This window comes from Clostridioides sp. ZZV14-6153 (assembly GCF_020657855.1).
Taxonomy (GTDB): domain Bacteria; phylum Bacillota; class Clostridia; order Peptostreptococcales; family Peptostreptococcaceae; genus Clostridioides.
In genome coordinates this window covers 163,934-185,527 of record NZ_JAGWCZ010000008.1, presented here as the reverse complement: position 1 = coordinate 185,527, position 21,594 = coordinate 163,934, and the positions used below count along the sequence as shown (strand labels likewise).

The window sequence follows — 21,594 nt, the reverse complement described above, 5'->3', positions numbered from 1 at the left end:
ATATTAATAAGGAAGTGTCTGAATTGATTTTATAAAATCAATTCAGACACTTCCTTTTTTGTATAAAAATAAGGTATTTCTTTAAAGAGGAAGTATTGTAAATAAAATTTAACTATTATCATTTTCTTTTAACAATTGTATACAATAAACCTGTAGTATAATTAAGGTAGATAAAATAAAGGGAGGGATAATATGAATTTAATTGATAATCATATTCATACTAATTTTTCAAGTGATGGAAAGGATTCAATGGAAGATACAATAAAAAAAGCTATAAGTATAGGTGTTAGATATTTAACTTTTACAGACCATTTAGAGCATGATGAAGGTAAGGGATTTTGTATAGATTATAACAACTATGTCCCAGTGTTTAATAAACTAAAAGAAAAGTATAAAAAGGATATAGAGTTATTATTAGGTGTTGAAGTAGGATATAGAAAACATTTAAAAAATGAAATAAAAGATGTAATAAATTCACATCCTTTTGATTTTATATTGTGCTCAACTCATACAATTGATAATGTACCTGTTCCATCGAAAAAATACTTTGAAGGACTTAGCAAAGAAGATGCATATTATAAATATTTTAATAGCATACTTGAAACTAATCATGAATTTAAAGATTATAATATATATGGACATTTAGATTATATATCTAGATATGGGATATATTCAGATAACAGAGTAATATATAATGATTTTAAAGATGTTATTGATGAAGTCTTAAAGTCAATAATTAATAATGGAAGTGGAATAGAGTTAAATACATCTGGTTATAGATATGGATTAAATGCCATACATCCAAATGAAGATATCTTAAAAAGATATAGAGAACTTGGAGGTTTTATAGTTACTGTAGGTTCTGACTCTCATAGAGTAGAAGATATATGTAAAGATTTTGATGTGGCTTATGATATGCTTAAATATCTTGATTTTAAATATGTATCATTATTTAAAGAGAGAGAAACTTATTTTTTAAACATAGAAAAAGTTAAATCTAATAATATAGCATAGAGAGCTAATATAGCATAGATAAGTCTTTTTAAATAATTTAAAAGTTAGTATAAAAATTAATAGTATGACATTGTATCCTCTAGGAAAATACTAGAGGTTTTTATTTTGCAAAAAAATAATAAAGATAAGATTTATTTTAATAAAAATGATTATTGTAGCTTAGAAAACTATTGTTATGATATTTAACTATTATATCTTTTTATTATGATATAATAGTTAAATATATTGACCTATCTTTAAATTATGTAAATTATTAGAAAGAAGGGATAAAGTTGTCTAATAAAAATAAAGAAAATATAACTTTAAACAATCAAATCACAGAATCAACTCAACAAACTTTAACAAAAGAAGCTATATTACATATACCAATGAGCAACTATGCTTATGGCTATGATAAAGAAACATTACATATAAGAATTAGAACTAAAAAAAATGAGGTAAAAAAAGTGACCTTAAGGATAGGAGACCAATATGTATGGGACAAAGGAGGTGCAGGAGGAGGGAATCTAAATGCATCTGGACTTGGTTGGTCTGGTGGAACAAATATAATGATGAACAAAGAAGTAGAAACAGAATTATTTGATTATTGGATAGCTGAGTGTAAGCCTTTAAATAAACGTTCAAGGTATGGATTTATAATAGAAGGTCAAGAAGAAAAAATTTTATTTACAGAAAAAAAGATAATAAAATTAGGAAACGAAAATGATGAGAAAGAGTTATGTGAAATAAGTAATTTTTTTGGATATCCATATTTGAATCATATAGATATACCTAAAGTCCCAAATTGGGTAAAGGATACTGTTTGGTATCAAATATTTCCTGATAGATTTGCAAATGGAAATCCATCTATAAATCCAGAAGGAGTAGATATATGGGGAGCTATTCCAACAAGAGATAATTTTACAGGTGGAGATTTACAAGGTGTAATAGACCACCTAGATTATTTGAGCGATTTAGGAGTAAATGGAATTTATTTTTGTCCTATTACAGTTGGAAAAACTAATCATAGATATGATACGATGGACTACATGGAAATAGACCCTACCTTAGGTGATAAAGCTACTTTGAAAAAACTGATAGAAGAAGCACATAAAAGAAATATAAAAATAATGTTGGATGCTGTATTTAATCATATAGGATATTATTCTAAACAGTGGCAAGATGTAGTTAAAAATAAGGATAATTCGAGATATAAAGATTGGTTTTATATAAAAGATATGAGTAAAGTTGATACTCCAATAGAAGAAATAGATGAAAAAAACATACCTTATGAAACTTTTGGGTGTGAAAAATACATGCCGAAACTTAACACAGAAAATTCAGAAGTAATAGAATACTTATTGAGTGTAGGGAGGTATTGGATACAGGAATTTGATATAGATGCATGGAGATTGGATGTATCAAATGAAGTAGATCATGCTTTCTGGCGAAAATTTAGACAAGAGATTAAAAGAATAAAACCTGATATATACATATTGGGAGAAATTTGGCATGGAAGTTTACCATGGTTGATGGGAGACCAATTTGATTCAGTTATGAATTATTTAATGTCAGAAGCTATGAAACAATTCTTTTGTACAAATGAGATAAATGCTGAAGAATTTAAATATATGATAAATGATGTAATAGTAAGCTATCCAATGCAAGTCAATGAAGTTATTTTTAATTTACTTGGAAGTCATGATACTACTAGAATATTGACTTATGCAAATGGTAATATAGGTAAATTTAAACTTGCGCATTTATTTATGTTTATACAATCAGGAAGTCCTTGTATATACTATGGTGATGAAATAGGAATGCAAGGAGAACTAAGTCCAGTATCTGAAGGACAAAGAAAATGTATGGAATGGAATGAGGAAAAATGGAATAAAGATATACTTGATTTTATGAAGAAGATTATTAGACTTCGTAAATCAAATAGAGAGCTTAGAACTGTATCAAATGAGTGGATACTATCAGATAAAAAAAATGGAACAATTATATTAAAAAAAGAATCTATTACAGTAATAATAAATAATTCATCCAAAGATTTAATCTTAAAGTTACCAGATTACTTGATGAATAGAAAAGTAAAAGATTTATATGAAGAAAAGATAATTGATTTAAAGGAAGAAATAACATTAAAAAAATACGAGTTTATTATTTTAAAATAATGTAACAATGTGCTTGATTTAAAATTAACTATAACTTTTTATATTATTTAAATAAAGTATCTTTAATTATAATAAATGAATTTAGTATAATTTTATATACAGGTGATTTGTAATAAAACTTGTTAAGAAAAGTTTTTATTTAGATGAAAATAAATATTGAAGTTTTTAATTATTTTGTAATTTAATAAAAAGGAGAATTACTGAATAAGTAGAGGGAAGGGAAAACATGAATGACTATAAAGAATATATATTTACAGTAAAGTCTAGTAGTGTAAATTTAATTTTAGGTTTGATATTTTTATCAATTGGGATTGTATTAAGTGTATTTTGTGTATATATTAAACAGTATTACATATTAGTAATTACTATTACACTTACAATATATGGATTAACTTCAATTCTCAAATATACAAGAAAGTATATTATTTTTGATTTATATAATATTAAAGTTCGTAAATTCATAGGGCGTGAAAAAGAGTATTCATATCGTGATATTACTAGAATTTCAATAAATAATAAGAAGCAGGAATGTCCAGTTAAAATATATGTAGATAATAATAAAATTGCAATTTTTTTTATATCTGATAAAAATTATCTGTCTGCTATAGCTGAAATGAAGCGAAGAGAATTACTATTTGATGATAAAAGTATAGATTATATATCAGATATGCCACTTTGGATTCCAATTCAATCTAATGAAATTAAAAAGTTTTGTAATGAAGCTTCACGAAAACTTGAAAAACAGGTTAAAGAGGATTTGTGTAAAATAGAAAAAGAGTTTGGAAAGGATATATCTTTTTCTTTTGGTATAGATATTGAAGAAAATCCGTTTGTATGTGTATTTTTAGTATGTATTATGAAGAATGAAAATTATACAAAAGTTATAAAAAAATACAGAGGGGAAAAAGCATGGGCTATGTTTCCTGTATATATAGTGGGACCACGACTATATAAGAAAGAAATTGAAGATGGGAAATTTATTTGCAATATAAATTATTTAAATGCTTTTTCTGGAAAGATGTGGTCAAATTTTTCTAGAGTGATAAAAAAATATGGTGTGCAAGAGAGTGAAATAGATGTGGGTTTTGAATTAAAGAGTGAATTAGATTGAATAGTTCTATAAAGAATATTTAAAATATAAAAGAATATCTAAAATATGAGATATAGACGCAAAATAAATTAATTATTAGTCTAAAAAATCCTTATAGAGAAAGAGGTATAGGAATGCTTGAAGCATTTATATTTGATTTAGATGGAGTGATTACAGATACAGCAGATTATCATTATTTAGCTTGGAAAAAACTAGCTGATGAGATTGGTATAGATATAGATAAGGAATTTAATGAGTCTTTAAAGGGTATAAGTAGAATGGAATCATTAAATAAAATACTAGAATATGGATATAAAAAAGATTCATTTTCGGAAGAAGAAAAAATGAAAATGGCTGAAGACAAAAATAACTATTATGTATCTTTAATAAACAAGATAACTTCAAATGATATTTTACCAGGTATAAAAAATTTACTTGATGATATAAAATCTAATAATATAAAGATAGGATTGTCTTCTGCAAGTAAGAATGCCACAAATGTATTAAAACATCTAGGCATAAGTGACCAATTTGATTTCATAGCGGATGCATCAAAATGTAAGAACAACAAACCATATCCAGATATATTTCTCATGTCAGCAAAGGGGCTTGGTGTAAATCCTAAAAATTGTATAGGTATAGAAGATGCAAGTGCAGGTATTGATGCTATAAACTCAGCTAATATGTTTTCTGTTGGAGTTGGAGATTATAAAAATCTAAAAAAAGCAAATTTACTTGTAAATTCAACAAGTCAGTTAAATTTTAAGTATATATTAAGTGAGTATAATAAGTATATAGTTAGGAGCGTTATATGAAATGTTTGTTTGATAATATAAATGAGTGGAAAATTATACAAGACAAGATTGAAATTAAAGAAAATAGATTAGCAGAGTCTATAATGAGTATAGGCAATGGTTATATGGGTATGAGAGGAAACTATGAGGAAAGATATAGCGGAGATAGTCATAGAGGTTCTTATATAGCTGGAGTATGGTTTCCAGATAAAACTCGTGTTGGATGGTGGAAAAATGGATATCCAGAATACTTTGGTAAAATTCCTAACTCAGTTAATTATATAGGGATAAGAATTTTCATAGATGGTGTAGAGTTAGACCTTGCAAAATGTAATGTTGAAAATTTTTATAGAGAATTAGACATGAAAAATGGTATTTTAAAGCGCAAATTTACTGTGAATATTAATGGCAAAAAATTTGAAGCTAATATAACAAGATTTTTAAGCATATCAGTTAAGGAATTAGCTGTAATAAAGTATGATATAAAAGCTTTGAATTCTAGCGCTAAAATAAAATTTATTCCATACTTAGATTCAAATATAAAAAATGAAGATTCAAATTATGAAGAAGAATTTTGGAATGCAGTTTCTTCAAGTTCCTCAGAATATAGAGGAAAGATACTTTCACGTACAAAAGAAAATACATTTAATACACCAATATTTACAGTAGGTGCAATGATGCATATTAAAACAAGAGGTAAAGTAGATGATATATCTTATTTAAGTACTGATAATTACTGTGAAAATTCAATAACAATGGATATTTTAGAAAATGAAACTATTGGAATAGAAAAATATGTAACAATAACTTCTACTAGAGATTATGGTGAAAATGAGTTATTAAAGAGATGTGAAGATATTTTAAATATAGAAATATTTAAAGATTACGAAGATATCTTAAATAAACATACAAAATTGTGGAATAAAAGATGGGAAAGTGCAGATATAAAGATAGAAGGGGATAAGAGTAGTCAACAAGGTATAAGATATAATCTATTTCAACTATTCTCGACTTATTATGGAGAAGATTCAAGATTAAATATAGGGCCAAAAGGATTTACTGGTGAAAAATATGGAGGTGCTACTTATTGGGATACAGAAGCATTTTGTCTTCCAGTATATTTAGGTGTGGCAGATAAGAGTGTAGCAAGAAATCTTTTAGTATATAGATACAATCAGCTAAAGCAAGCAAAAGATAATGCAAAAAAACTTGGACTTAAGGGAGCCTTATACCCAATGGTTACTTTTGATGGAGTAGAATGTCATAATGAATGGGAGATAACATTTGAAGAGATTCATCGCAATGGAAGTATAGTATATGCAATATATAATTATACAAATTATACAGGTGATTTTGAATATATAAAAGAAAAGGGTATAGATGTAATAATAGAAGTAGCTAGATTTTGGGCTAGCAGAGTACATTTATCTACAAGAAAAGGTTTGTATATGATACATGGAGTTACAGGCCCAAATGAATACGAAAACAATATTAATAATAATTGGTATACTAATTATATAGCCAAGTGGTGTTTGGAATATGCTATAGAAAATGTCTTAAAGTTAGAAAAAGAGTACAGCGAATGTATTGAAAGAAATAATATAAGTAGAGAGGAAATTGAGGACTGGAAAATAATATCAAAGAAAATGTATTTGCCATATGATGAAGAATTACAAATAATAGTTCAGAATGATAATTTTTTAGATAAGGAATTTATAGAGGTAAAAGATTTGTCAAAAGAGAATCTTCCTCTTAATCAAAAATGGTCTTGGGATAAGATTCTTAGGTCTTGCTTTATAAAACAAGCAGATGTGTTACAAGGAATTTATTATTTTGGAAATAGGTTTACTAAAGAAGAAAAAAAGAGAAACTTTGATTTTTATGAAAAATATACTGTACATGAATCTTCTTTATCTTCTAGTGTTTATTCTATTATCGCTTCTGAAGTAGATAACCTAAAAAAAGCTTATGAATTATACTCAAGAACAGCTAGACTTGATTTAGATAATTATAATAATGATACTAATGATGGTCTTCATATAACCTCAATGTCTGGCTCATGGCTTTCCATTGTACATGGATTTGCAGGTATGAGAACATGGAATGAAACTCTATCTTTTGAGCCTAGGTTGCCTCAAGAATGGAAGAATTATTCTTTTAATATAAATTATAGAGATAATAATATCAATGTTGATGTATATAGTAATTTAATTAAGATAGAAAATTTAAAGGGAAAACTAATAAGAATTATTGTATATGGAAAAGAGTATATATTAGAAAAATCTATAGAGATTGATAGAAATAAATTAAAATAATGTTTTATTGTATAAATAGTTAAAATAAATTTATCTAATTTAAAATTTATTTTAACTATTTTTTATTTAATGCAAACCTATATATTATAACAATAATCGTGCTTTAAATTAAATATATTACATAAATCTTCATAAAATCTTCATAATTTCGTAAAGAATATGTAACAAAAGTAGGGTATATTGTATTCTGTAGAGAATATAAGGGAGGAAATAATTTATGAAGAATAAGAAGTTCATTGTAGCAATACTAATAATAGTAGTTGGAATAGGGGTATTAGTAAAAGAATATTCAATTAAAGAGATAAATAAGGATGATATAGATGTTAGTAAGTATATAGAATATGCTGATTTAGCAAGTGAAAATAATGCACAAGTTAATTGGAAGTATGTAGCTTCCATTATTGCTGTATTAAATAAAAATAAGTTAGAAAAAGTTAATGATTCACAAATAAAAGAAGTATCAGATTTATTTGTTAAAGATTTTTCTAAAAATAATAAAGTGGAAAAGTTAAGTAGTGTTTTAAATGAGTTAAAATTTAATAATAAACAAAAAAGATTGGTTAATGATTATATAGAGGACCTTAAAGATTATGGCATAAAGCCAGAAAGATTAAAATCTGACACACAATATATGAAATTTATTAATGAGATTGAAACATCAGCTATACAAAACTATAAAAATTATAAAATACTGCCATCTATAACTATTGCACAAGCAATAATTGAATCTAGTTGGGGTAAATCAAGTTTAGCGAAAGAGTATAATAACTTATTTGGTATAAAGGCCGATGCCTATTGGAAAGGAAAATCAGTTACTTTAGAAACAAAAGAACATTTAGATACAATTATAGATGATAAATTTAGAATATATGATGCTAAAAGTGAATCTATAAAAGACCATGCAAAATTTTTAGCTACAAATAAAAGATATAAAGCCAATGGTGTATTTGATGCAAAAACATATATCTATCAAGCTAAAGCATTAGAAAAAGCAGGTTATAGCACTGCAAAAGATGAAAGTGGAAATAACATATATGCAAAACGTCTAATAGAATTAATTCAACAATATAATCTTCAATTAATAGATAGTGAAATTCAAAGTAAAATGTAACCTTGACGTAACATAATGATGATATATTTATCGAGGAGGTGGCTTTTATGAAAAAAATATTCTCGGTATTTACAAGTTGTATAATTATTGCAACTATTATCACTGGATGTAGTAGTAGTGAGGTGATTAATGACACATCATCTATGTATAATGTCAAAAATCTGGATTTTAATTTTGAAGTAAAACCAGAAACTTTTGAGGTATCAGTAGAATCTAATGGTTTAAAGGAAAAGATATCTGAACCATTAAAAGAAAGGAAAGTGTCAAATTTTAAAAAGACGAAGACAGAGACATCATGGACATATCCTGATGAAAACATAGACATAAATATAAAAAAGGAGAAAAGCTATTTAGATGTAGACATTAAATCTAATTCAGAAAAAGAAGCTAGTTTTAATTGGCCAAGAATTGAAGGCGAAAGTTATGTGTTACCACTTTATGAAGGCAAGTTTATACCAAGTAATGATAAGTACTGGAAAGAGCATTTAAATGAATCAGCTTACAATGTCATAGAATCCTTTTCAATGCAGTTTTTTGCAGTAAATAAGACAAAGTATTCTGTGCTTTATATTATTGAAAATGAGTTTAATAATGAGATTAAATTTAATTCTAAAGATAAAATTAATTTTACATTTACACATGAATATCCAAGTATAAATAAAAATAAAGAGTATGGATTTAAGATATATTTGACTGACAAAAATATTACAGATGTAGCCAAAACATATAAAAATTATATAGTTGATAAAGGGGGGTTTAAAACATTAGAAGAGAAATCTAAGGATAATGAAAACATTAAAAAGCTTTATGGAGCTCCACAGATTTATTTTGCAGACAAATCTATAATAACAGTAAGTGATATTAAATGGGACAAATTAAAGAAAAATTTATCAGACGATTTAATTAATTGGATGAAAGAACTCTTAAGTAAAAAACCTGATAATAGTGAATTTATAACTGTACTTGACCAGATAAGAAATCAAGATTATATAGATAAATATCAAAAAAATCAAATAGTTCAAGCGTTTAATCAAGTTATGCAACTAAATACTTTTTATAATAGTAAGGTTTTTGATAGTAATGATAAAGAAATAAAAAAAGTATTAGATAAAGGAATATCTAAATTAAATAGAGTAGAACTTATAGAGTTTAACAAGAAGCTATTAAAGTCAAAACTAGGGGATAGTGTGAATAAAATTGATACATGGGCAAGATATAATACAATTGATGTAATTAATGATATGAATAAATCTGGTATTGATAATGCTTGGATAGGGTTTGATGATATGGAAGATGGTTATGTATCACCAGAGATAGTCAAAAGAGCTAATGATTTAGGTTATCTTGTAGGACCATATGATTCATACCATTCTATACACAAGCCAGGGGAAGAAAAATGGAGTACGGCAGCATTTAAAGATAAGTCACTATATGAAAATGCTACTATAGAAAATAAAAAAGGTGAAAAAGAATCTGGATTTCAAGGAGAAGGAAGACAACTAAATCCTACATTGTCTTTACCAAGTGTAAAAGAGAGAGTAAAAAGTATATTGGATGAAGGGTATAAATTTAATTCTTGGTTTATAGACTGTGATGCTACAGGAGAAATTTTTGATGATTATTCTCCAAATCATATAACAACACAGTCACAAGATTTAAAAGCCAGACTCGAAAGAATGTCGTATATAAGAGATAATGCTAATATGGTTATAGGTTCAGAAGGAGGAAATGACTTTGCAAGTGGTACTATAGCATTTGCACATGGGCTTGAGACACCAGCATTTGCTTGGGTAGATAAAGATATGAGCAAGAACAAAGAAAGTGAATATTATGTTGGCAGATACTATTCTCCAACAGGAGGAGTACCAGAAGTCTTTTCGAAACAGATACCTGTAAAAGAAAAATACAAAAAAATATTTATAGACCCAACTTATTCTTTACCTTTATTTAGATTAGTTTATAATGATTCTGTTGTATCTTCTCATCAATGGTTATGGGGAACTTTTAAAATTAAGGATGAAGTTGGAAGTAGAATGATGAAAGAAGTATTATATAATACACCACCTATGTATTATATAGATAGAACTGAATGGGAAAAACATAAAGATGAAATAATTTCTCATGATAAAGTATGGTCAGAGTTTAATAAAAAGGCTATTAAAAGAGAAATGACAGACTTTGAGTTTATTTCTGATGATAGATTAGTTCAAATGACTAAATATGGAGAGGATTTAAAAGTAGTAGCTAATTTTTCTGGAAAAGATGTTAAATATGAAAATGAAATTGTAAAGTCAAATTCTTTGGTAATATATGATAATAATAAGAAAGTTATTTATAAACCAGAACAATAGATTTAATGAAAATAAATTCTATTAAACTCACATATAAAATAAAATGATATTTAATTAGACTATACAAAATAGTGACTATCTTAATTATTAAAATTAAGATAGTCACTATTTTTATATCATTTTTAATATTGAAAACCTTGCCCAAGTAATATTAAATATCTGAACTATTCCAACATATACCCTACCCATTGTACCTTTTAATAAATATAAATTTTATTTTAGACAATATATTGACTTTTTGAATTAAAGATAGTATTCTTAAATAAGACATCATATTGTCTATTTGAAGTGATATTATTTTATGAAAGAATCAAATTTGAAATGTTTAATAAACACTAAAAACAAAGACTGATTCATAGAGAAAGGAAAATATTAACGAAAATGAATACAATCATTAAAGTTCAAGATTTGGTAAAAGTATTTGATAATCAAGAGGTTATCAAACATTGTAACATAAATGTAGAGAAAGGAAGTATTTATGGATTTTTGGGTGCAAATGGAGCTGGAAAAACTACAGTACTAAAATTGATAGCTGGTTTATTAAAACCAACCGCTGGGAATATAATGATTTCTGATATGAATATATCAGAAAATCGTAATAATATTTTAAGAAAAATTGGATGTATTATAGAAACACCTATTTTTTATGAACATTTATCAGTGGAGGAAAATTTAAAGATACATAACGCTTACATGAATTTTTCTGGTGCAGATATAAATGCTGTTTTGCAAAAAGTAGGACTCGAAAATACTGGAAAGCTACAGGTATGTAAGTTCTCTTTGGGTATGAAGCAAAGGTTGGGGATTGCTCGTGCAATCATACATAATCCAGATATTCTTTTACTTGATGAACCTATCAATGGTCTTGACCCTATGGGAATAAAACAAATGCGTGATTTATTCAAAACACTTGCAAAAGAATATGATATGACACTTATTATTTCAAGTCATATATTAAGTGAAATAGAGTATATAGCTGATACAATAGGTATTATTTCAAATGGAAGTATTTTAAAAGAAATTCCTATGTCTACAGTAAAACAAGAATTTCCCAATGGTTTGGAAGAGTATTTTTTTGAAATAATGAATGGAGGAAACAACTGTGTATAAACTTATAAAATTAGAACTAAAAAAAAATAAAATTCGCCCTTATCTTAATGCCATGGGTATTATTACTTTATGTGTATTAGGATTTTTATATACATTTGCTATGATTGCTTATTTAGGAGGAGACACAGATTCTGCTGAGTTTTCTAATTACCATAATATTTGGGTAATCACTAACGTTTTACAAATGGTAGCTTATGCCATTTTATCATCTGCATTGTTTTCCACATTTGTTATAAAAGAATATTCTGGGAAAAATGCAATTTTAATTTTTACTTATCCAATAAATCGAAAGACTTTATTGAACTCAAAGATTGTATTAATAGCTACATTATGTTTGAGCTTTATGTTGATTGGAACGATTATTTCCCTACTTATATTTACGATGACAGAAGCTATTTTTCCTATGATTTCTGATAATTTTACTCTTGGATTGTTTTTTAAGATTATCATTGAAACAATTTTGTGTGCTGTATTCTCTTTATTTATAGGTGTAATTTCTGCTAGCATTGGATTTCGAAAATATTCCATTCAAACAACGATTATAGCCTCTGTTATTCTTGCCTCATGCACTGCTAACATTGTAACAACTATGATTCACACATATATTCCTTTTATTATTGTCTGGATAGTAGCAGCAGTATTAGCTGTACTTTCGTACTTATGGCTTATCTCAAAAGTCGAAGACATAGAAGTATAATTGTATATTTAATTAAAGATAGTTCTAATGAATAAAGCAACAGATAATAATAAGGTGTCATACTTTATTTATCTGTTGCTTTTTACCGTTTTGTAGATGATTAAAGTATGTTTTCCAATCAGTTTGTATATTTAAAAATAATTATAAATAGTATGTTTATTTTACTTTAATTACTTGATTTAGCATTTTTGTTATCTCAATATTAATAAATAAATTTAAAACTTTAAATATGCCCTTTTACTATAGGCTTTTTATAAAAGAATTAAATCCTTTTTAATTATTTTATATTTTATGCCTTTGATTCATTCTTATACAGATATTTAGCAAGGATTGAAATTGATAGCATAATTATGAACATACATACTATAGGTATATAAACTCTAGAACTGAAAACTTCAAATAATTTTCCATGCATAATTTGACCAACTGGAGCAACACACTGTGATACAGCTGTAATAGTAGCCATTACTTTCCCCAATAATTCATTAGGAGTTTGTTTTTGAACAATAGTTAAAACGAATATAGTAATAATTGTCATAGACATGGCTATAGGTATAACACAAATAAATAGTAATATAAAAGATGGATAGTATCCTAGTTTAAGCATTGAAGGTGAAACAGAAATGGCCATTGGTATCATCAAAATACTAATTAACATTAACCAGCGATATAATGTATTCATTTTCATTTTTTTAGCAAACATACCTATTGAAAGTGCACCTAAAACACTACTAAATTCAATAATTCCTATCCCTATGCCATACATATTATTACTACTATGCATTGTTATACGTAAAATATATTGTATTCCTACAAGTAAGAATGGAGTCAAAAATAAATTTAAAGAAGCTGCTAGAATCATGGCTTTACTAATATAAGATTGTTTTATAACATAAGAAAATCCTTCTTTCATATCACTGACTATTGTTGATACTATGCTTCCATTAACTTCTCTTTTATTAAAAGGTATATGAATAAACATTTCCATTACTGCGGATAGAAAAAATGCAATACAACTTGTAATAAGAAGCATCTTAATTCCAATAAGACCATACAACAAACCTCCAAGAACAGGAGCAAACATACTTGAAAGAGAGCCAATTCCATTTACAATTCCATTTGCTTGTTCTAAATCTTTTTCATTTACTATTAAAGGTATGCTTGCCTGCACAGTAGGTTGATACATAGAACTAATAATTGACAATAGTACCATAATAACCCCAATTAATATAATTGAATTGTTTAAAGAGGAAAGAAGACAAATAAACGTAAAAATAATAATCGAACTCATAAAATCAAAGATGACCATTAAATTTTTACGATTAAATCTATCCGCTATTGCACCACCAATTGGAGAAAATAAAAGAGGTATGTTTGATATTGCATATAAAGCTGCAAATATGTCTGCACGTCCTGTCGTATCTAAAATATAAGTGGAAAGTCCAAATCTTAACAACGATGAACCAAGTATAGAGATAATTTGACCAAGTACTATTAGATTAAAATTCTTATTAAAACAACTATTCATTTTATTTAAATCTTGCATTTTTAGAACACCTCACTTTTAAAGACTGACCGTCGGTCTATAAAGATTATAATCAATTATAAATAAGAAGTCAATAGATATACTTAATTTATAATTTTAAAATTATATTTTTAGTTTAAATAAAAGGTATTATATCTATTAAAAATATATAGTATCTTATGAATAGCGATATTTCTTTGATACTAAATTAAAAATAGTAATTTGAAATAGTTATAATGAATAGTATTAATATATAGATATAGGGAGATTGATGAAATCATGTATGAAAAAGATAAGGTTATATATAATCTGGAAGAATGTGAAAGTCTAGAAAATACATTTTACTTTTCTCAATTTAATACATATAAAAATTTTAAGCTAGCTTCTAAAAAATCTGGAGTAAGTTTATTAGACACATCTGTTTGTGGCATGAATATCCACGATATAAAATTGATTGATACAATAGAATGTATGTCATTAGAGGATGAGCAGATGACGGGTAAAAAGTTAATTTTAGTTGGTGATATAAATGCTAATATAAGGTTAGAAAACATAAGTAATGCTAAAAGAAATAGGAATCCTACAAAGAAAAATATACTTGAATTAAAAATACCTTTTAGTACATTTATACAAATGCCTAGAGGAATTAAAAATAACGATAAAATTAATTTAAAGTATATTATACAAGATATAACATCATCTATTTTAGATGAAAATAATTTATTTATAAGTGTAACTACAATTATAAGTTATGACAATAATTTTAAAATAAGATAATGTTTAAATTATAGAAAGGTGGGTGCAATGAGAGGTATCAATGAATATGGGGAAAATTTTAGTTATAAGTTATTATCTAGAAGCCCTATAATAACAAAAACTACTTTTAGTAATATTATTTCAAATGATATCAGTGGAAATATTTTAAAGGTAGAAAAATATGTTGATAAAGAATATGCATCTGTATTTGATATTTTAACATATACTATTGTTGTTACAAATATAAGTAATCGCAAAACTGGGAATATATTTTTTAAAGATTATATTTCTAAATACATAAAGTTTATAAATAATACTGTAGAAGTTAATGGTATCAAAAAAGGTGAATTAAATCCACAACAAGGTTTTTACATAGGTAAGATAAATGGAAATTGTAAAAAAATAATATCTTTTAAAAGTATAGTATTAGCAAATTCAGCATGCAGGGTTATAGAAAACCACGCTAATATATATTATTATTATAAGTATGATATGGAAAAATTTCCAATGAAAATATCAATAGAAAGTAATTGTGTTTATACAAGTATTAAAAAAGCTGTATTTAAACAATTAAATATAAGTAATACTTTAAAAGCACCTAAAAATCTAAAAGATATATTAAAAGTGAATACAAATAGCAAAATACTCGATGTAAAACTTATAAAAAATCCTATAAATAAAGAAAAAAATTTAAAACTATGTAATTTAATAATTGTTGGAAGTATAGAGTTTGAAATGGATTATAGTTGTAGAAATCATAGTAGATTTAAATCAGTAAATAAATCAGATAATATTGATGACACTCAAGAAGATAAGGACTATAGAAGTAATATAAAAATGGCTAATGAAAATATAAAAAATTACAAAAATCAAATTAATATTAATACTAACAAAATTAAAAAAGTAACTAAAACTTTTGGTTTCTCTTGCTCTATTTGTTCACCTGTTGGAATAGTTTATGAAGATGTAAAAAGTATAAATATAAAAACTGAACATGTATCAATAAATGAACTGAATAATGGTGAATTATTTATAAATACATCACTTCTATTATACTATTAATTAGTTGTACATAAAATTTAAAATTACTAAAGTAACTATATAGTTTAATGTATACAAATATTATTATAGATTAGATATAAGGTGATAATTGTGTTAAAACGGTGTCAATTATAAAAAATCAATTATCAAGTATTTATGACTTATAAATCGATTATAAATCCTTAATAATCACCTCTTACCAAACAATTTATTCTAATATTATAATGACAAGTATATAGTTTAAGAATAAAAGTGTTAGCAAAGTTAGAGATAAGAAATTTGTGATTCTTGAGGAACTTTTAGCTTACAATATATCTGTAATAAATAAAATTAAGCATCTAGATTTACGCTAAAATAAGACAAATATGTTAAAAAAATGATAAGTTATGAGAACTTTTGCCATCTTCAATTAATATATTATTACTAGTAATAACTTTAAAATCATATTACTATTATATAAATTTTAGCTTTAAAAGAAGGTGACAAAAAGTAAATGAAAATATGCATAACAGTAGGTCATAGTATACTAAAAGGTGGAAAAAGTACAGGTGTAAATGCAATAGTTGATGAGTATAGTTATAATAAAAAATTAGCTCCTATGCTAGCAGAGATGCTTATAAGTCAAGGTAATGCAGTAGATGTAATAATTTGTCCAGAAAGACATTTTGTAGCAGAAAAGGAAGAGTTTTTTTATAGAGTTCCAAAAATAAATAGTGGCAAATATGATTTACTAGTAGAGCTACATTTAAATAAAAGTGATGGAAAAAGCTTTGGTGCAGAAGTACTTTATTATGGTAATGAAGGATTAGAATATGCTAAAAGAGTATCTAATAAACTTGGGGAACTATTTGAAAATAGAGGAGCTAAAAAAAGAGAAAATTTATATATATTGAGAAACACCAATCCAGTTGCAATACAAATTGAAAGTTTTTTCTGTGATAATATGGATGATTGTAATAAAGCCAATGAAGCAGGTTATGACTATATAGCACGATTAATAACAGAAGGTATTTTGAATAAAGATATAGGTATGTGAGATTATGGTAATTTAGGTATTGATTAATACCTTTTAATCTTAGATATAAATTGAAACAATGTCTAGAAATATAAATTAAACCTAAAAAGTATACTAATTCAGTCTATTTAAGTCGATTAAATTATCTAAAAAAATACCCCTTGAAAATATTGATTTATCAATGTTAATAAGGGGTATTTTTTTGTAAGATTTTATTTTGATTTAAGGACTAGTTTATAATTTTTTGTTGCGAAAATCTATATATATAGGATAATAAAAACTATAAAAATATTGACATCTTACATTATAATAATAGAATGGAGAAAAATATAATTGATAAGATGAAAATAAATATAGTAAGGTGGTAACATATGAAATATACATTCGAAAGTTTTAAATTAGATAAAAAGATACTTAAGTCATTAAAAAATTTAGAATATAATGTGCCTTCTAAGGTACAAATAGAGGTTATTCCAGAATTGTTAAATAATAAAAATATAGCAGTAAAATCAAAAACAGGAAGTGGGAAAACAGCAAGTTTTGCAATACCTATATGTGAAAATATTGATATAGAGTATAATAATATTCAAGCACTTATAGTAGTACCAACGAGAGAATTAGCACTACAGGTAAAAGATGAAATATCAGATATAGGAAGGTTAAAGAAGGTGAGATGTAGTGCTATATTTGGTAGACAATCTATAAAAGAACAAATAGCTGAGTTAAAACAAAGGGTTCATATCGTTGTAGCTACTCCAGGTAGAATAATTGACCATATAAATAGAGGTACTATTAATTTAGAAAAAATGAAGTATTTAATAATAGATGAAGCTGATAAAATGTTTAACAAAGGTTTTCTTGAACAAATGGAAACAATATTAACCAATATACCGAAAGAGAGAACGTTAGGTCTTTTTTCAGCTACGATAGGTGAAGAGATAGAATATATATGTGAAAAATATATGCCAGATTATAGTATTATAAATGTAGAAGGAAATGAAAGTAATACTAATGAAGGATTAAGACAAATAGATGATAAAATAATCAAGTCAAAGGAAAGAAATAAGTATATAGTTTTAAAAGAATTAATATACAGTGAAAATCCAAGAAGTGTAATAATATTTTGTAATACTAAAGAAAAAGTATCTAAATTATATAACAAAATGAGTAAGGAAGGTTTTTTGGTAAGAGAGTTACATGCAGATTTATCCCAAGAAAAAAGAATATTTGTGATTAAGGATTTTAAAAATATAAAGTTTAATGTATTAGTTAGTAGTGATGTAGCATCTAGAGGAATACATATTGATGATATTTCTTTAGTTATAAATTATGATGTACCACAAGATAAGGAAAACTATATACATAGAATAGGTAGGACTGGGAGAAAAGGAAATAGTGGAAAAGCTATTACTATAGTGGATGAAAAGGATGAAAAATATATAGAGAATATAGAAACATATGTAGGATATAAAATAAATGAGTTAACTAATATAGAACAAAGTAGTATTATACAGGGTAAAGTTTTATTTGAAGAATATTCAAAAGAAATTTTGAAAGAAGTATCGAAAAGAAAAAAAATGGATAAAAATCCACACAAAAGTAAATGTATAAAACTAAATCTAGAAAATGAAGTTGTTAGATTATATTTAAATGCTGGTAAAAAGAAGAAAATAAGGGTCTTAGATATAGTTGGAGCATTTAGCAATATAAAAGGTATTACTAATGATGATATAGGTGTAATCGAAGTTAAAGATTTATGTTCATATATAGATATATTAAATCACAAGGGAGATTTAATATTAAAAAAATATAAGGAGATACCTATAAAGAAAAAAATGGTTAAGGTGAAAAGAGATATACGATAATTCAGTGTAATAGAAAAAAGAATTTGATTAAGAGGTATTATTATGAAATATTTTGGAAATGGGTTAAGTGAAGTACACAAAGAATTAAATAAAATCATACGTAAAGAAGAAAAAATAGAACAGGCGAAAGCACTATTTTTGGAAATTCATTCAAAATTACATCTCTCAGAAATATCAAATACAGAAAAAAATGAAGTGGACAAGCTTATTTATGACTTAAACAGAAATGAATATGCTATTATGCCAACAAGTAAGGACGAAACTATTGCGTGGGTTTTGTGGCATATTGCAAGGATTGAAGATTTAACAGTAAATGTACTGGTTGCCCAAAAAGAACAAATTTTTAATGAACAATGGAAAGAGAGATTGAATGTTTTCATTACAGATACAGGAAATACTCTCTCTGATAATGAAATTATGAATTTAAGTAAAAGTATCAATATTGATGAATTGCTTTGCTATCGAAATGAAGTTGCAAAAAACACAAGAGAGGTTATTAAGAAGTTGAAATCTGAAGATATGAAGCGAAAGGTTTCTCCAATTGATTTAGAAAGGATTTTGGTAACTGGTGGAGTAACAAAGCATGGAGATTCTATTTGGTTGCTGGACTTTTGGGGGAATAAAGATATTGCTGGCATTTTGCTTATGCCTCCTACTCGCCATGTTATACTTCACTTGAATGATTGTTGCAAATGGAAAGAACATTTTCGTACAAAAAAGAAACTTTACAGAAGTTAAATTACAATAAATTAAGTAAATAACAAATCAACTAAAGGTATTATTGATTTTAGCTATACTCTAAGCTATACTATTTTTAAGTGTTTATGACAATAGTTATTTTAAATGTAAGTTGTAAATATATATTTATAGAAATATTAAAGGGGGAAATATATGGCATATTTTAACTATAATAACAAACAGTGCTACTATAATGAAATTGGAGATGGTACGCCATTACTTTTTTTACATGGAAATACAGCTTCTTCTAAGATGTTTGAGAATATAATAGATTTTTATAAAGATGAATATAAAGTAATATTAATTGATTTTGTGGGTCATGGCAAATCTCAAATGGTTGATAAGTTTTCTGTCGATTTATGGTTTGATGAAGCTATGCAAGTTATATGTTTTTTAGAAAAGATGAACTATAAAAAAGTAAATATAATTGGTAGTAGTGGAGGAGCTCTTGTTGCATTAAATGTTGCACTTGAAAGACCTGATTTAGTGAATAAGGTAATTGCAGATAGTTTTGAAGGAGAGGTTCCTCTAGAGTCATTTGTGCAAAATGTAAAATTAGAGCGTGAAGCATCAAAGCAAGATGATGATGCAAAAGCTTTTTATATTTACAATCAAGGCGAAAATTGGGAGCAAGTAGTAGATAATGATACAGAAGCTATTTTTGAACATTATAAAACTATAGGTAAATTTTTTCATAAGCCCCTAGAAACTATGCAACCAGATGTGCTTTTAACAGGAAGTAAAGAAGATGAATTTGTATCTTTAGTGTCTTTTGATTTTTATGAGAATACATTTTCTTCACTTCTTAAAAAGATTAAAAATGGGAAAATACATGTGTTTAATAAAGGTGGACATCCTGCAATTTTATCAAATGGTCTTGATTTCTCAAAAATAGCTAAAGAATTTTTAAAGAAGTAATTTAAAAATCTTTGTACATAAGAATGTGTAACAAACATTGGAAAAGAGACTTATAAAAAGTAATAAATATTGCCTATAAAAAGGATACTTGATTATTTCATAGAGAATTTATCAAGTATCCTTTTAAATGCTAAATCAATTGACATAGCTTTTCTAATGAGGCAGATTTATACTTATTTTTATTTATTACTACAGTAATATCATTAAAAAGTTTAAAATCAGGAATGAATATCTGCATGAGGTTTCCTTTTTCTATTTCTTGCTCAACTAGAATTTTAGGAAGAATTGAAACACCTAAACTATTTTTAGTAGCTTCTATTAGGGATTGTGAATCTACACTTTCCCAGCTTGCATGTACTTTGTAACCTTGCAAGGTTACAGCTGATTCAAAAGTTTCGCGTACAGCACTTCCTCTTTCTCGTAATAGTAAATCCATACCCAATAGTTGAGATAAACTTAATTCGGCAGTACTACAATAACTTGGTGAAGATACAATGCATAATTCATAAGAAGAAAATTTCCTTATTTCTAATGAGCCTTGTATGATTTTCCCTTCAATAAAAGCTATATCAACCTTTCCTTGTTTCAATAATTTTAATGCTTTTAATGCACTATGGACTTCAACGTTAATCTTAGTATTTGGAGATATTTCCTGAAATTTCCTTATTAACTGAGGAAGCCATATTTGAGCAAACGTAATACAAGAAGCAATATGTATGGGAGTTTCATACTCTAAGTTTTTAATTCTTGATTCAACATTTTCTAAATTTTCAAGTATTGGTAAAATTTCTTGTAAAAGAAGTTCTCCAGTTTTTGTTAATTTAACACTTTTATGTAATCGCTCAAATAATTTGGTTTCAGCTTCATTCTCAAGTTCTCTTATTGCATGAGAAACTGCTGATTGTGTAATAAATAAATTATTTGCAGCTTTAGTAAAATTTTCTACTTTTGCAACTTCTCTAAAAATAATGCAATGTTTAAAATTCATAATCAGACTCCTTTACTCATGAATTAAATTCATGTCTGCAACAATATTTTATCATTTTACAAATAGCAGTACAACATTTATAATATGTCCATGTGCACATAGAAAGGAAT

General features: G+C 26.1%; 17 protein-coding genes. 15 read left to right on the top strand and 2 right to left on the bottom strand.

Annotated features, from left to right (window positions below; all coding sequences use genetic code 11):
- The first annotated feature begins 192 nt into the window (after positions 1–192).
- The 9 genes from KGF46_RS11945 to KGF46_RS11905 all read left to right on the top strand — a co-directional run bounded on the left by KGF46_RS11945 (position 193) and on the right by KGF46_RS11905 (position 12,638).
- Complete coding sequence (locus KGF46_RS11945; RefSeq protein ID WP_227829562.1) at positions 193–1,014, top strand: histidinol-phosphatase HisJ family protein; 822 nt, start codon at positions 193–195, stop codon at positions 1,012–1,014.
- 272 nt (positions 1,015–1,286) lie between these two features.
- Positions 1,287–3,170 (top strand): glycoside hydrolase family 13 protein, encoded by a 1,884-nt coding sequence (locus KGF46_RS11940; protein ID WP_227861994.1) that lies wholly within the window; start codon positions 1,287–1,289, stop codon positions 3,168–3,170.
- A 226-nt stretch (positions 3,171–3,396) separates the two neighbouring features.
- Complete coding sequence (locus tag KGF46_RS11935) at positions 3,397–4,281, top strand: hypothetical protein (RefSeq protein WP_227861993.1); 885 nt, start codon at positions 3,397–3,399, stop codon at positions 4,279–4,281.
- Positions 4,282–4,394: 113 nt separating this feature from the next.
- Positions 4,395–5,075, top strand: coding sequence for a beta-phosphoglucomutase (gene pgmB / locus KGF46_RS11930; protein ID WP_227841560.1), 681 nt, complete (start codon positions 4,395–4,397; stop codon positions 5,073–5,075).
- On the top strand, positions 5,072–7,369 hold the full coding sequence (locus KGF46_RS11925; protein ID WP_227861992.1) for a glycoside hydrolase family 65 protein: 2,298 nt from the start codon (positions 5,072–5,074) through the stop codon (positions 7,367–7,369). Before pgmB ends, KGF46_RS11925 begins: the two co-directional genes overlap by 4 nt.
- A 217-nt stretch (positions 7,370–7,586) precedes the next feature.
- Complete coding sequence (locus KGF46_RS11920) at positions 7,587–8,480, top strand: glucosaminidase domain-containing protein (protein ID WP_227829557.1); 894 nt, start codon at positions 7,587–7,589, stop codon at positions 8,478–8,480.
- Between the two features lie 47 nt (positions 8,481–8,527).
- Positions 8,528–10,831 carry a glycoside hydrolase gene (locus KGF46_RS11915; RefSeq protein ID WP_227861991.1) on the top strand — a complete coding sequence of 768 codons (2,304 nt, stop codon included), beginning with the start codon at positions 8,528–8,530 and terminating at the stop codon, positions 10,829–10,831.
- A 381-nt stretch (positions 10,832–11,212) separates the two neighbouring features.
- A complete protein-coding gene (locus tag KGF46_RS11910) occupies positions 11,213–11,941 on the top strand; it encodes an ABC transporter ATP-binding protein (protein ID WP_227829555.1) in 729 nt (242 codons plus the stop codon).
- Positions 11,934–12,638, top strand: coding sequence for an ABC transporter permease (locus KGF46_RS11905; RefSeq protein WP_227829554.1), 705 nt, complete (start codon positions 11,934–11,936; stop codon positions 12,636–12,638). Before KGF46_RS11910 ends, KGF46_RS11905 begins: the two co-directional genes overlap by 8 nt.
- A gap of 289 nt (positions 12,639–12,927) precedes the next feature.
- Here the strand turns inward: KGF46_RS11905 and KGF46_RS11900 are convergent, their stop codons facing one another.
- Positions 12,928–14,184: an MFS transporter gene (locus KGF46_RS11900; RefSeq protein ID WP_227829553.1), complete on the bottom strand. Its 1,257-nt coding sequence runs from the start codon at positions 14,182–14,184 to the stop codon at positions 12,928–12,930.
- A gap of 258 nt (positions 14,185–14,442) precedes the next feature.
- Here KGF46_RS11900 and KGF46_RS11895 point away from each other — a divergent pair, with 258 nt between their 5' ends.
- The 6 genes from KGF46_RS11895 (at position 14,443) to KGF46_RS11870 (ending at position 20,496) form a co-directional block, all read left to right on the top strand.
- A complete protein-coding gene (locus tag KGF46_RS11895; RefSeq protein ID WP_227829552.1) occupies positions 14,443–14,940 on the top strand; it encodes an SPOCS domain-containing protein in 498 nt (165 codons plus the stop codon).
- Positions 14,941–14,967: 27 nt separating this feature from the next.
- The gene (locus KGF46_RS11890; protein ID WP_227829551.1) at positions 14,968–15,981 is read left to right on the top strand and encodes a DUF11 domain-containing protein; all 1,014 of its coding nucleotides are present in this window, start codon (positions 14,968–14,970) and stop codon (positions 15,979–15,981) included.
- Between the two features lie 472 nt (positions 15,982–16,453).
- Positions 16,454–16,996, top strand: coding sequence for an N-acetylmuramoyl-L-alanine amidase (locus KGF46_RS11885; RefSeq protein ID WP_227829550.1), 543 nt, complete (start codon positions 16,454–16,456; stop codon positions 16,994–16,996).
- A 350-nt stretch (positions 16,997–17,346) separates the two neighbouring features.
- Complete coding sequence (locus KGF46_RS11880) at positions 17,347–18,840, top strand: DEAD/DEAH box helicase (RefSeq protein WP_227850061.1); 1,494 nt, start codon at positions 17,347–17,349, stop codon at positions 18,838–18,840.
- A 42-nt stretch (positions 18,841–18,882) separates the two neighbouring features.
- Positions 18,883–19,578 (top strand): DinB family protein, encoded by a 696-nt coding sequence (locus tag KGF46_RS11875; RefSeq protein ID WP_227850060.1) that lies wholly within the window; start codon positions 18,883–18,885, stop codon positions 19,576–19,578.
- Positions 19,579–19,731: 153 nt separating this feature from the next.
- Positions 19,732–20,496 (top strand): alpha/beta fold hydrolase, encoded by a 765-nt coding sequence (locus KGF46_RS11870; RefSeq protein WP_227850059.1) that lies wholly within the window; start codon positions 19,732–19,734, stop codon positions 20,494–20,496.
- 130 nt (positions 20,497–20,626) lie between these two features.
- Here KGF46_RS11870 and KGF46_RS11865 read toward each other — a convergent pair whose 3' ends face one another.
- The gene (locus KGF46_RS11865) at positions 20,627–21,484 is read right to left on the bottom strand and encodes a LysR family transcriptional regulator (RefSeq protein ID WP_227850058.1); all 858 of its coding nucleotides are present in this window, start codon (positions 21,482–21,484) and stop codon (positions 20,627–20,629) included.
- Positions 21,485–21,594 lie beyond the last annotated feature (110 nt).

What these genes read in the sequence shown, in the direction of transcription:
- KGF46_RS11945 (WP_227829562.1), top strand. Translation starts at nt 193, where the DNA reads ATGAATTTAATTGATAATCATATTCATACTAATTTTTCAAGTGATGGA.
- KGF46_RS11935 (WP_227861993.1), top strand. Translation starts at nt 3,397, where the DNA reads ATGAATGACTATAAAGAATATATATTTACAGTAAAGTCTAGTAGTGTA.
- pgmB (WP_227841560.1), top strand. Translation starts at nt 4,395, where the DNA reads ATGCTTGAAGCATTTATATTTGATTTAGATGGAGTGATTACAGATACA.
- KGF46_RS11925 (WP_227861992.1), top strand. Translation starts at nt 5,072, where the DNA reads ATGAAATGTTTGTTTGATAATATAAATGAGTGGAAAATTATACAAGAC.
- KGF46_RS11920 (WP_227829557.1), top strand. Translation starts at nt 7,587, where the DNA reads ATGAAGAATAAGAAGTTCATTGTAGCAATACTAATAATAGTAGTTGGA.
- KGF46_RS11915 (WP_227861991.1), top strand. Translation starts at nt 8,528, where the DNA reads ATGAAAAAAATATTCTCGGTATTTACAAGTTGTATAATTATTGCAACT.
- KGF46_RS11910 (WP_227829555.1), top strand. Translation starts at nt 11,213, where the DNA reads ATGAATACAATCATTAAAGTTCAAGATTTGGTAAAAGTATTTGATAAT.
- KGF46_RS11900 (WP_227829553.1), bottom strand. Translation starts at nt 14,184, where the DNA reads ATGCAAGATTTAAATAAAATGAATAGTTGTTTTAATAAGAATTTTAAT.
- KGF46_RS11895 (WP_227829552.1), top strand. Translation starts at nt 14,443, where the DNA reads ATGTATGAAAAAGATAAGGTTATATATAATCTGGAAGAATGTGAAAGT.
- KGF46_RS11890 (WP_227829551.1), top strand. Translation starts at nt 14,968, where the DNA reads ATGAGAGGTATCAATGAATATGGGGAAAATTTTAGTTATAAGTTATTA.
- KGF46_RS11885 (WP_227829550.1), top strand. Translation starts at nt 16,454, where the DNA reads ATGAAAATATGCATAACAGTAGGTCATAGTATACTAAAAGGTGGAAAA.
- KGF46_RS11880 (WP_227850061.1), top strand. Translation starts at nt 17,347, where the DNA reads ATGAAATATACATTCGAAAGTTTTAAATTAGATAAAAAGATACTTAAG.
- KGF46_RS11875 (WP_227850060.1), top strand. Translation starts at nt 18,883, where the DNA reads ATGAAATATTTTGGAAATGGGTTAAGTGAAGTACACAAAGAATTAAAT.
- KGF46_RS11870 (WP_227850059.1), top strand. Translation starts at nt 19,732, where the DNA reads ATGGCATATTTTAACTATAATAACAAACAGTGCTACTATAATGAAATT.
- KGF46_RS11865 (WP_227850058.1), bottom strand. Translation starts at nt 21,484, where the DNA reads ATGAATTTTAAACATTGCATTATTTTTAGAGAAGTTGCAAAAGTAGAA.